Raw genomic sequence first — 11,516 nt, 5'->3', positions numbered from 1 at the left:
TCACTTTTTACCGGAACCTTGGCTGGGGCTTTAAACAAGGTTTTTGTTTGAGTTTGATAATGGTTCTTCTTGCATGGAGCCGGGTAAATGCTTAAGATACACCTCAATGTGGTGGCCTGGTCAGGTAATAATGATCACGCCCCACCGCTTGTCGGGGTGCCGCAGAAGAGGCCGGGCATGGACGCACCTGCAATGTCGACGTTCATAACCGTCGGCGGCTGGCCGTGATCGTTCCATAACCAACAACAATTCCAGGAGGTAGCAAAATGGCGATGTTTGAATGGAAGGATGAGTACAGTGTCAATGTTCGGGAAATTGACGAGCAGCACAAGCAACTGGTGAGTATGATCAACGAGCTGCATGAAGCGATGATGCAGCAGCGGGCCAAAGACGTGCTCTCCGGGCTGCTCAACAAGCTGGTCTCATACTGCGCCAGTCACTTTGCCACCGAAGAGCGGTTGATGCAAACCCACGGCTACCCTGATTACGCCGCCCACAAGGTCAAACACGAAAAGATGACGGCCAAGGTTCTGGCCCTGCAGAATGACCTCAAGGCCGGTAAGATGAACCTCACCGTCGAAGTGTCGCAGTTCCTCAAGGACTGGTTGGACAAGCACATCCTGGGCACCGACAAAAAGTATGCGGCGCACCTCAACAGCAAAGGGGTCAACTAGGTAAACGTTTACGCAATTTGGTTAATCTTGCCCGCGGTAGCCGATGGCCTGTGAGGCAAGCATGGGCGTGGCTTTTCCCCGGGCGCCCCGTACTCTACATTTTCCCGGCGCCGTATTGTCGGCGGTATTTGTCCTGCAGCTCGATCAGGGTAGCCAGGTACTCTTCTCTTTGTCGCAGGTTGTCAGCCCCCGGGATTTCCGCCAGCAGGTTGTCGATGGCCGGGCGGATGTCCAGCCCGTGGCGGTTGATTGCCGCTTCGTTGGCCTGATCCAGGATCAGCACCGCGTAATAGGTGGTCAGCAACCTTGTCCGGCTGTCACGGCGGAAAAGATAAGCCCGCCCGCCCAAGGTGTTGAGGAAAAACCCGGCGTATTCGTAGGTGGCCGGCAGGGGCAGCCTGATTTCCAGGTCGCTGTCCTGGCACTCCTCGGCGACTAAAGACCAGCGGTACAGCAGGGCAAGCAACTCTTCCAGGGTCGCCCTTTCATTCTGCATGACTTCCCTGAGTAGCCAGAGATCTTTAAGTCCCAGAACGCGGTACAGGTGCGCGGTATTCCTTAGCACGGTATGGATGTCTGCGGTTTCCCCGCTCACCGTCGGTGGGGCGGCCAGCAGCCGTTGGGTGAGCTGGTGAAAATAGGCCAGGCTGCCATCGGGCAGTTCCCTTTGGCGGATATAGTTCTGCTGGTCCAAATGGGTGAAAAAATCTTTGATCTGACCCTCGACCAACTTGCATTCGTCGGGCTCGTCGACCTCCAGGTAGAGAGGGGAAGGCGGGACCGGTTGGGGCAGGGGGGCGGTCGGTTCAGGGGAGAACGGGGGCGGTTCGGTCGCCGGCTCGGTAAGCAGAGGTTCGAAGGTCACCGCCGGTTCGCGCGGGGTCAGGGCAAAATACCACAGCATGAGGGCTGAGGCGGCGAGCAGCAGCAGGATGCTCAGAATAATCGGCAATCGAGAGCTTTGCCGTGGGGCGGCGCGTTTGTTGGCATCGGGCATTGTACCAGAACCTCCCGCAAGGGGGCCGCAGTCGGCCGACGGCCGGTGGGCTCCGCCAGTCGGCTCAAGGCAAGCGTTCGCGGGCCCCGATGACCGCTTGCCCTTTCCGGAAATCGTCACGCCAAAGGCGCCAATGGTAACAGTTTAACATTGGCGTTGGTATGGCTGAAATAATAGCCGGGGCTGCAAAACCGGTCAATGAAAAATGCTGGTCCTAAAGGAGGGCAGGTGATCGCTTACCGTCGAGGGAGCAGCAAAAATACAGGTTGTCAAAGCCGGGGAAAAAGGTAACCTTTGAACTGGTACAGTTGTGATTTTTGCCTTGCCAACAACAGGCGGTTAAGTTTTCATGGAACACCAAAAGAGAAAAAAATGGCTGGAGCGCTACATGCCTTTTGTCGCGCGCAGTCCGGAGATGCAGGTGGAGTGGCTGGCCCAGGCGCTGCGCCGCCAGGTACTGGCCAGCCATGAGATCACCCCTTACGTCCGGCTGTTGCTGGAAAATGAAGAATCGGAGATCAGAAGCCGGATCAGGGCCGCGTTGCAGGAGCTGGAGCCATGGATGATCCAGCAACTGGTGGAAGCGGCCGATACCTATGACACTCCCAAGCTGTTTTCCATCCTGCCGGAGTGCAATGTGGAACAGGTGATGACCGCGCTGGGCAAGGAGGCTCCCCCCTACGAGCAGCATCCTCGCCTGGTCCGGGATCGCCTTTTTTATGCCGTTTATTCCCGGGCGCCGCAGCTGTTTGCCCCGGCGGTGGCCAGGCTTAAGGCAAGCGGGCGGACCCCGGCGGATTTTGATGAGACCCATCGTCGTTTCCTTGAACTGCTGGAAGATGAAAAACTGCTCAGCGCCCTTTATCCCAAGGCCAAGGCCAAGGTGGATATCGATCTTAAGGATCTGGAAGCGCTGCAATCATTGTTTTAGGAAATTTCATGTATAACCGGCGGGTTAGTCCGGATCGGACGACGGCTGCGGTGGGGGCGCCCCCCCCGGCAGCCTTTTTCCCGGAACACCGGCACCAGCAGGTGCTGCAGGAGTGCCTCGATATACCGGGGCAGGTGCCGGCGGTGGCGATCCCTTTGGACGCCGTGGGCATCAGCGCCAAGACCGTTTGGGTTAATCTGCCCCAAGGGCGGCTGCCCTTTGAGTTGCGCCTGGAGGTAGACCTGGTCGCTTCCCGGCGGGGGATTCACATGTCGCGCCTGGAAGAGGCGATCACCGCTTTGCATGAGCTGGAGTTTGCCCAGGCAGGAGATTACGCCCTGGAGCTGGCCCGGAGGGCGGTCGCCGGCCAGGAATCACGGTGGGGGCGGGTGGAGTTGCACGGCCGCTTGCCCCGCCTGAGCTGCACCGGGGTCAGCGGCCGCTGCTCCGTGGACGCTTATGACTTGCGGGTAGAGGTGGATCTGGAGTGCTCCGAGGGGCAATGGCGCTGGCGGATGGGGGTCGGGGTGGGGGTGAATCATATCACCGCCTGCCCTTGTACCCAGGCCTACAATCAACTGCTGCTGGCCCCGGCGGGAGAAAAGCCGCCGCCAGGCGAGGCCGAGCCGCTGTTGCAGCCCACCCATTCCCAACGCTCGCACACCATGCTGCTGGTGGCGGTTACCGCCGAGGCCGCAGTCGGAGCACTACCTCAGGAAAAAGCGCCTGAGCAGGAGCTGTTATTGCAGGCTCTGGCGGCGGCGTTGCATCTCAGCCAGGATCTGCTCAAGCGCCCCGACGAGGCGGAGTTGGTTTACGCCTCCCATCGCCATCCCCAGTTTGCCGAAGATGCAGTGCGGGAGACCGCCCGGGCGGCTGGTCGGCTCCTGGCTTCCGAGGTGCCGCCGGCCGCTCGGATTCTAATCAGTACGGTGGGGCTGGAGAGTATCCACAGCCACGATGTCCACTGCCGGCTTGAGACCACCCTGGCCGCTCTCTTGCGTTGAGGTTTTTCCATGGATCCGGCGACCGGCTGCAATTTCGCCCAAGGCCGCCTGGAGGCCGCCCTGCAGGAGGTATTGCGCCGCCGGGGGGCGCCGCCGCTGTACCTGGCCGGCGGCGCCCTGCGGGACTGGTTGGTTGGCGGATCACGGCCTGCGGTTGAGGCGGCTGCCGGCTTGGGCCGGGACCTTGACTTTACCCTGCCGGCCGGGGCGGTTGCCTTTGCCCGCGACCTGGCCGGGGAGCTTGGCGGCACCCTGGTGGTGCTGGACCGGGAGCATGATGTGGCCCGGCTGGTCTGGCAGGGCCGGGAGCTGGATTTCGCCGCCTTCCGGGAAGGTGCGGCAAGTATCGAAGAAGATCTCCGTCGCCGGGATTTTACCATCAACGCCATGGCCTGGCGGCTTAATCCGGCCGGGGAGCCGGTGGCACTGCCCTCGGCGGCAAGCGTGAAGGCCGCCGCCCCCGGCCGCTTGCTTGATCCCTGTGACGGCCTGGCCGATTTGCAGGCCGGGGTGATCCGCGTTACCGGCCCCAATGCCTTCGCGGCCGATCCGCTGCGACTGCTGCGCGCCTATCGCTTCCAGGCCTCTTTGAGGTTTGCGCTTGACCCGGCGACAGATAAGCTGATCAGCAGTAACGCGCTTATGATCGACACCGTGGCCGCCGAAAGGATTGTCGCCGAACTGGACGCCACCCTGGCGGCTTGCGGTGCCGCCACGGCCTTGGCGGCCATGGCCGCCTCCGGGCTGCTCTACCGGGTACTGCCGGAACTGGCTGCCGGCTGCGGCGTGGCCCAACCGGACAGCCATCATCTTGATGTGGCCGGGCACTGCCATGAAACCCTGGCCCAACTGCAGGTGGTGCTGGCCGATCCGGCCCGTTTTTTCCCCGATTCTCATCAGCATCTGACCCCTTACTTCACCGGAGCTCGATGCTTTCAGCGCGATATTGCGCTGCGCTGGGCGGCCCTGCTGCACGACCTGGGGAAACCGGCCACCGGTGGCCGCCGGGGTGAGCGGCTCACCTTTTATCATCATGACCGGGTGGGGGCTGAAATCTGCGGCCGGCTGGCCCGGCGCCTGCGCCTCAGCCGCTGGCGCCGCACCCTGCTGCAGTTGCTGGTGCGCCACCATATGTGGCCATTCCATCTTAACAACGCCCGCCGGCGCACCGGCATCAAGCCCCGGGCCTGTTTGCGCCTGGTCCGGGCCCTGGGGGAGGACCTGCCGGCCCTGTTTTTCCTGGCCATGGCCGACAGTCTGGCCGGCCGGGGGCCGGGCAAACCGCCGGCCATGGAAAGGGAGCTGGCATCGCTGCACGCCGAGGTGATGCGGGTGGCCGAGGAACAACTGGCGCCGGTGTTGCAGCAGCCGCCACTGCTCAATGGCCATGATCTTCAGCAACTTCTGGGCCTTACCCCCGGGCCGTGGTTTAAAAAGATTCTCGCCGGCCTGGAGCAGGCCCGGGTGGAAGGGGCGGTATGCACTCGGCAAGAGGCCCTGGCCTGGGTGCGGAATTTCGTAACCGTTCAACAGATCAGCTAAGCTGATTCTGTGTAAACGGACAGTCGCCAGCCAGGCTGAGGGGCACAAAAAAAATTGACCCGCCCGGCGGCAACAAGTTACGCTGGAGAACAATTGCCGGGCACTTGGTGATCATTTGCCCCGGCCAAGCGATGGAGCAAGTGGCGGCTGCCAAACAGGAAAGGCTTTTCTTGCGGCCTGGGTTCAAGGAGAGAAAAATGTCAACGACGGATCCCGACAACCCGCTGCGTTCGCCCACCTCCCCGGTGGGGCCCTATTGCAGCTTCGGCGGGCACCTGAACAACGCGGAACTGGCTGAGACCCTCAGCCACCACCTGTTGAGCTTTCTCGGGCGGGACCCCCAGCGGGCCGGTAACCGGGAGCTCTACAAGGCCCTGGCCTATACGGTGCGCGACTTTCTGATTGAACGCTGGGTCAAGACCCAGAAAGAGTTTTATGCCCGTAATCGCAAGCGGGTGTACTACCTCTCCCTGGAGTTTCTGGTGGGGCGTTCCCTGGGCAACAGCCTGGTCAATCTTGGCCTGCTGGACCGGGTGTCGGAAACTCTCAAAGAGATGGGTTACAACCTGGCCGAGGTCAGGGAAGAAGAAGAAGACGCGGCCCTGGGCAACGGCGGTTTGGGGCGCCTGGCCGCCTGTTTTCTCGACTCCATGGCAACCCTGGGGATTCCCGCCTACGGCTACGGGATCCGCTACGAATACGGTCTTTTTTATCAGCGCCTGCTGGATGGCTTCCAGATGGAAACCCCGGACAACTGGCTGCGCTATGGCTCCCCCTGGGAGTTTGAACGCCCGTGGAATCTCTACCCGGTAAAGTTTAACGGCCGGGTCTACAGTTACCAGGATGACCAGGGGCGGTTACGCTACGAGTGGGTGGATACCGACGAGGTCATGGCCATGGCCCATGATGTACTGGTACCGGGGTTTAACAACGACTCGGTGATCAACATGCGGCTGTGGAGCGCCAAGGCCCCCCGCGATATGGATCTGGTGTCTTTTCACCGGGGTGATTATGTGCAGGCGGTTCGGGATGTGGTCGATTCGGAAACCATCTCCAAGGTGCTTTATCCCTCCGACGACATCCGGGAAGGGCAGGAGTTGCGCTTTAAACAGCAGTACTTTTTTGTGGCTGCCACCTTTCAGGATATTCTCCGGCGTTACCAGAAAAAACACGAGGATTTCAAGCAGTTTACCGACGAGGTGGCAGTCCAGCTCAACGATACCCACCCGGCCATCGCCATTCCGGAGTTGATGCGGTTGTTGCTGGATGAAGGGGGCCTGGGTTGGGAGGAGGCCTGGGAGATCTGTGTTGGCACCTTTGGCTACACCAATCACACCCTGTTGCCGGAGGCCCTGGAAACCTGGTCGGTGGATCTGTTCGGGCGGATCCTGCCCCGTCATCTGGAGATCGTCTACGAGATCAACCGCCGTTTTCTGGAAGAGGTGGCGGCCCGTTTCCCCGGCGATCAGGACCGGCTGCGCCGCATGTCGTTGATCGCCGAAGGGGACGAGCCCAAGGTGCGCATGGCGCATCTGGCCATTGTCGGCAGTCATTCCACCAACGGGGTGGCCGAGCTGCATACCCATTTACAAAAAACCAGGATTTTTAAAGATTTTTACGACCTTTACCCGGAACGGTTCAACAACAAAACCAACGGTATTACCCAGCGGCGCTGGCTGCTGAAAAGCAATCCCGGCCTGGCCGCCCTGATCACCGAGAAGATCGGCGGTGACTGGGCCACCGACCTTTACCGGTTGCGTGAACTGGAACCCCTGGCGGAAGATGGAGAATTCCGCCGCCGCTGGCTGGCGGTAAAGCACGACAACAAGCGGCGCCTGGCGGCTTTAATCGACCAGCGCTGCGGGATTAGCGTTGATCCGGCCGCCCTGTTTGATGTGCATGTCAAAAGGCTCCACGAGTACAAGCGCCAGTTGCTTAACGCCCTGCATGTGATTGTGCTTTATCACCGCATCATCGGGGGCCGGGCCGAGGGGTTCCCGCCCCGGGTGGTGATTTTTGCCGGCAAGGCGGCCCCTTCCTACCAGCGGGCCAAACTGATCATCAAGCTGATCAACTCGGTGGCCGAGACCGTACACCGTGATCCGCGGGTAGAAGATCGCCTCAAGGTGGTTTTTATTCCCAACTACGGGGTCTCGCTGGCGGAAAAAATCATCCCGGCCGCCGATCTTTCCGAACAGATCTCCACCGCCGGCACCGAGGCCTCGGGCACCGGCAACATGAAGTTTGCCCTCAACGGGGCGTTGACCATTGGTACCATGGATGGGGCCAATATTGAAATGTGCGAGGAGTTCGGGCGGGAAAATATGTTTATCTTCGGCATGACCGCCGAGCAGGTGGAGGCCGCCCGCCGGGATCCAGCCCGGCAGCCGCAAACGGTTTACCAGGAGAACGAGGAAATAAAGGCGGCGGTGGATGCCCTGGGCGCCGGCATCTTCAGCCGGGGTGATTCCGCCATCTTCCGACCTCTGGTGGACAGTTTACTGAGCTCCGATGATCCCTATCTGACCTTGCTTGACCTGCCTGATTATCTGCGTTGCCAGGAAGAGGTGGGGCGGGCTTTTGACCAGCGGGAAAGCTGGGCTCGGAAATCGATCTTTAACGTGGCCCGGATGGGTAAATTTTCCACCGACCGGACCATTCGGGAATACGCCCGGGAGATCTGGGGCCTGAAGGTTTAGCGGCACGGCTGTTCGGTTACAGCCCATTACGCCGACGGGCGGTTGAGATTACTGTGAATCCAAAAAAGCAGGGAGAAAACCATGAAAGTAGTGGCATTCAACGGCAGTGCCCGCAAGGGCGGTAATACGGCAACCATGCTGAACGGGGCTCTGGCCGAACTGCAGACGGCCGGGGTGGAGACTGAACTGGTGGAACTGGCGGGCCAGCCCATTTCCGGCTGTATTGCCTGTTATCAGTGTTTTAAGAAGAAAGATCGTCGCTGCGCGGTGGACAAGGACATCATCAACGACTGTATCGCCAAGATGGAGGCCGCCGACGGGATCATTCTGGGCTCGCCCACCTATTTTGCCGATGTTTCGGCCTCGATGAAGGCCCTCATCGAACGTTGCGGCATGGTGTCCCGGGCCAATAACGATATCTTCAAGCGTAAGGCCGGGGCTGGCGTGGTGGCGGTGCGGCGGGCCGGGGCCTATCATGTTTTCAGTTCCCTTAATGCCTTTTTTCTCATCGGCCAGATGATCGTGGTGGGTTCTTCTTACTGGAACATTGGTATTGGCAAGGATCCCGGTGAGGTAAAAAATGATCCCGAGGGGATGAAGACCATGGCCGATCTGGGGCGGAACATGGCCTGGCTACTGGACAAAATCCGCTAATCGTACAGTAGCACTGCAGCTTGGGGCAAGCGGCCCGGCTTGCGTACCTGGGGTACGCGGCGCCGGTCCGCTTGCCCCAAGCTGCGGCACTGCTGCACGATTAGCCTGCGTTGCGTTGGATGGGGGGCTAAGGGGTCCTGCCTGTATCGTTGAGCAGGTTTTGCAGGCAGGTGCGGGAGTGGATGTCGCGCTGCAGCAGGTGTCTGCTGTAGTGGTGCAGAAAGTTCATGGCCTCCCGGCCGCTGGTTGGTGGTAGTCGCAGGCGGGAGAGTTTTTCGTTGGCCAACTCCTGGGCCTTGGCCAGAATTTTGGCGGTGGCCAGGGAGAGCGGCAGCAGGTTGTGGCGGCTTGCCCTTTGCCGGTTGCAGGCCGGGCAGATCAGCCCGCCGCCGGCCAGGCTGAAATGGTAGCTTTCTCCGGCCGGAAGCGCTGTGCCGTGGCATTGCCGGCAGGCTTCCAGGCCGGGGCGATAACCCAGCAGGTCCAGCAGCTTCAACTCGAAAAAAACCACCGCCGCCATGATGTTCCGGCTGGGGTTGCGGTCTTTTGTTGCGTCACCGGCAATGGTTTGCAACACCCAGAGCAGCAGCGAGAAGAGCTGCGGGTCGGGGTCGGCTTCTTCCAGCCAGGCCTGCAGCAACTCCCCCACCAGGCTGGCGGCGGCATACTTCAGGTAATCGCCGCGGATGGCGGCAAAGGGTTCCAGCAGTTCGGCCTGGTCGATCCGCACCAGGCCGCTGCTGCGGCCTTCTTCGTAGCTCAGTTCGAGCAAGGAGAACAGTTCAAGCTTGTTGACGAAACGGATGCGGCTGCGCTGGGCGCCTTTGGCGATCCCGTTGCGCTTGCCGGTCTCCCGGCCGCAGAAGGTGACGATCTTGTCGGCTTCGCCATGACTCCTGACCGCCAGGATTACGGCCCTTGTGTGTTGGAGGGTCATCTGCGGGGTGGCACGTATGTGGTTGGTGAGGCTATGGGAAAAGTTTTAAGGAAAGCTCAGATCGGTGACCTGACCGCTGCGGCCCAGCGGTGGCAAGGGCTCACCGTTGTATGACAATTCCACCCCGCCGGCGTTGCCGATTCGTAACTCCAGCTGTTCCACCGCCTTCCAGGTTCTGCTTTCACCCGGCTGAAAGAAGAGCTGGCGGGCCGGTTCCTGGTCGATCTGGAGCCGAACCCAGGTGTCTTCAACAAAACGGGCCTCAAGCACATGGGACGCCTCGGCGTTTGCAGGGTGGGAAGGTACGGGCGCCTGGGAAAGGGCCGGTGCCTCCGGTTGCGGTGTGGACTCTGCCCCGGCTGGGGCCGGTTGGCGGTCGGCCGGTGGCCTGGCTGCTGTCAGGGGGGCTGGGGCGGCCGGCGGTGGTTGGGTTGCAACGGCCGGCTGTTCCGGTGGGGCGGGTAGCGGTTCCGGGGTGGAGGCGGTAGCCTGGGTTGCAGGTGAGGACGGAGTCGCCTCCGGCTGGGCCTGGTCGAAGACGCTTTCCAGGGGGAAAGCGGTTGGCTGGGCAATGGGGCGGAAATAACTGTTATAGCCCCAGTAGACAGCCAGCACCGCTACCAGCAGGGCCATTACCCAAAAAAAACGGCTGCCGCTGAGGGCCCGCAGGGGCTCCGCCATCCTTTCCCCGGCCAGGATTTCGTGGATGTTTACTTTTTCGGTGGTGGCGGCTTCGGGCAGGCCCGACTCCTTGATATGCTGGCGCAGGGCCGCCTCCTGGTCAAGGCCCAGGTGGTTGGCGTAAATACGCACAAAACCCCGCGTGAAGGTGCTGGCCGGTAAGGCCGCCCGGTTGTTCTCCTCCAGCGCCCGCAGGGTGGAGGTGTGGATGCGGGTGGCACCTGCCGCCTCTTCCAGAGAAATTCCTTTGGCGGTGCGGGCGCGCCGCAGTTTTTCACCCAGCGCCAGCCCTTCTTCCATCTGCTCTTCGGCTGTGTGCTGCCCGGTTTGTTCAGAACTCATGGAGCATCACCCTGATATTGTGGACCGGCGTTAAAGCAGGATCCGGATCTGGACATCTTCGCGCAGGTTGCTTACCCAGCGTTCAAAATTCTCCTCCAGCGCCTGCTGGTATAGAATTTCCCGGATCTCTTCCCGCATATCCTCGTAGGGGCGGCTGACACCGCCTCCCGCCAGCAGCTTGAAAAACTGGTACGCGCCGCCGATTTCCATGATCGGGGTTAGCTCCCCCGGGGTCATCGCCAAGATATGCCGTCGCATCTCATCGGCCAGTTCATCTTGCTCAAAAACTCCCAGATCACCACCGCTGGTAGCCGATGGCAGATCGGAAAGCTCCCTGGCCAGTTGCCGAAAGCTGCCGCCGGTGAGCACTCGGTCCCTGGCCCCGGTGGCCCGTTGCTTGGCCTCTGCTCGGTTCTGGTCGTCGCCGTCCCAGGCGAAGCCCATCTGCAGCAGGTGGTAGCCCTGCTGCTGGCTGCCGTCGGCGTAATGCTCTTCGTAATAGCGGCGAATGCGGTTTTCGGGAATAACAATCCGTTCCCGCACCTCAAGGTTGAGCAGCCGCGCTTGTAAAATCTGGGTGCGCAGGGTCTGCCGGTACTGTTCCAGGGTGGTGCCGCTTCTTTCCAACTCCCGGATCAGTTCCTCCCGGCTGAGCCGGTTGTCTTCCATGATCTGGGCCATTGCCGCGTCAATCTCCCGCTCACCCACGAAAATGCCCCGGCGTTGGGCCTGCCGTTCCACCAGAATCTGGTCGATCATGCCGGAGAGCACCTGGCTTTGGGCCTCCTGGCGGGCTTTTGCCCTTTCCCCGGCCGGCACACCGCGCAGAAAGTCTTCGCCGATGGTGGCCATTTCCGCTTCCAGTTCGGAAAGGGTGATGATCTGGCCGTTCACTTCCGCCACCACCCGGTCGATAACCGTGGCCGTCGCCGAAGCCGCGGGCAGCAACAGGATCAGGGCCGCCAGCAGCCCGGCGCAGAACATTTGAATTTGCTTAATAGTTTTTCCCATCGTGGCAATATACTTGATTTTTAGAAAAAATTCCAATCGTC

General features: G+C 61.0%; 10 protein-coding genes. 6 read left to right on the top strand and 4 right to left on the bottom strand.

All coding sequences use genetic code 11. From position 1 onward, the window contains the following. The first annotated feature begins 266 nt into the window (after nt 1–266). Nucleotides 267–674: a bacteriohemerythrin gene (locus DAAHT2_RS06760; RefSeq protein ID WP_013163543.1), complete on the top strand. Its 408-nt coding sequence runs from the start codon at nt 267–269 to the stop codon at nt 672–674. A 94-nt stretch (nt 675–768) separates the two neighbouring features. On the opposite strand, the gene DAAHT2_RS06755 is transcribed toward DAAHT2_RS06760, so the two are convergent. After that, the gene (locus DAAHT2_RS06755) at nt 769–1,671 is read right to left on the bottom strand and encodes a hypothetical protein (protein ID WP_013163542.1); all 903 of its coding nucleotides are present in this window, start codon (nt 1,669–1,671) and stop codon (nt 769–771) included. Between the two features lie 349 nt (nt 1,672–2,020). Here DAAHT2_RS06755 and DAAHT2_RS06750 point away from each other — a divergent pair, with 349 nt between their 5' ends. The 5 genes from DAAHT2_RS06750 (at nt 2,021) to DAAHT2_RS06730 (ending at nt 8,504) form a co-directional block, all read left to right on the top strand. Then, nucleotides 2,021–2,602, top strand: coding sequence for a hypothetical protein (locus tag DAAHT2_RS06750; RefSeq protein WP_013163541.1), 582 nt, complete (start codon nt 2,021–2,023; stop codon nt 2,600–2,602). An 8-nt stretch (nt 2,603–2,610) separates the two neighbouring features. Then, entirely contained in the window at nt 2,611–3,609 is a 999-nt protein-coding gene (locus tag DAAHT2_RS06745) for a GTP cyclohydrolase I FolE2 (RefSeq protein ID WP_013163540.1), read from the top strand. A gap of 9 nt (nt 3,610–3,618) precedes the next feature. Further along, nucleotides 3,619–5,151: an HDIG domain-containing metalloprotein gene (locus DAAHT2_RS06740; protein ID WP_013163539.1), complete on the top strand. Its 1,533-nt coding sequence runs from the start codon at nt 3,619–3,621 to the stop codon at nt 5,149–5,151. A 197-nt stretch (nt 5,152–5,348) separates the two neighbouring features. Beyond that, the gene (locus DAAHT2_RS06735) at nt 5,349–7,850 is read left to right on the top strand and encodes a glycogen/starch/alpha-glucan phosphorylase (RefSeq protein WP_013163538.1); all 2,502 of its coding nucleotides are present in this window, start codon (nt 5,349–5,351) and stop codon (nt 7,848–7,850) included. Between the two features lie 81 nt (nt 7,851–7,931). Beyond that, nucleotides 7,932–8,504 (top strand): flavodoxin family protein, encoded by a 573-nt coding sequence (locus tag DAAHT2_RS06730; protein WP_013163537.1) that lies wholly within the window; start codon nt 7,932–7,934, stop codon nt 8,502–8,504. A gap of 127 nt (nt 8,505–8,631) precedes the next feature. On the opposite strand, the gene recO is transcribed toward DAAHT2_RS06730, so the two are convergent. The 3 genes from recO to DAAHT2_RS06715 are packed head-to-tail and all read right to left on the bottom strand — an operon-like array spanning nt 8,632 to nt 11,475. Then, complete coding sequence (recO, locus tag DAAHT2_RS06725; RefSeq protein ID WP_013163536.1) at nt 8,632–9,441, bottom strand: DNA repair protein RecO; 810 nt, start codon at nt 9,439–9,441, stop codon at nt 8,632–8,634. A 45-nt stretch (nt 9,442–9,486) separates the two neighbouring features. Beyond that, nucleotides 9,487–10,464, bottom strand: a complete 978-nt coding sequence (locus DAAHT2_RS15210; RefSeq protein ID WP_013163535.1) for a helix-turn-helix domain-containing protein — start codon at nt 10,462–10,464, stop codon at nt 9,487–9,489. Between the two features lie 30 nt (nt 10,465–10,494). Beyond that, a complete protein-coding gene (locus DAAHT2_RS06715) occupies nt 10,495–11,475 on the bottom strand; it encodes a peptidylprolyl isomerase (RefSeq protein ID WP_013163534.1) in 981 nt (326 codons plus the stop codon). Between the last annotated feature and the right edge of the window lie 41 nt (nt 11,476–11,516).

The organism is Desulfurivibrio alkaliphilus AHT 2, from assembly GCF_000092205.1.
GTDB lineage: Bacteria > Desulfobacterota > Desulfobulbia > Desulfobulbales > Desulfurivibrionaceae > Desulfurivibrio > Desulfurivibrio alkaliphilus.
This window is presented reverse-complemented; position numbering and strand designations above follow the sequence as displayed.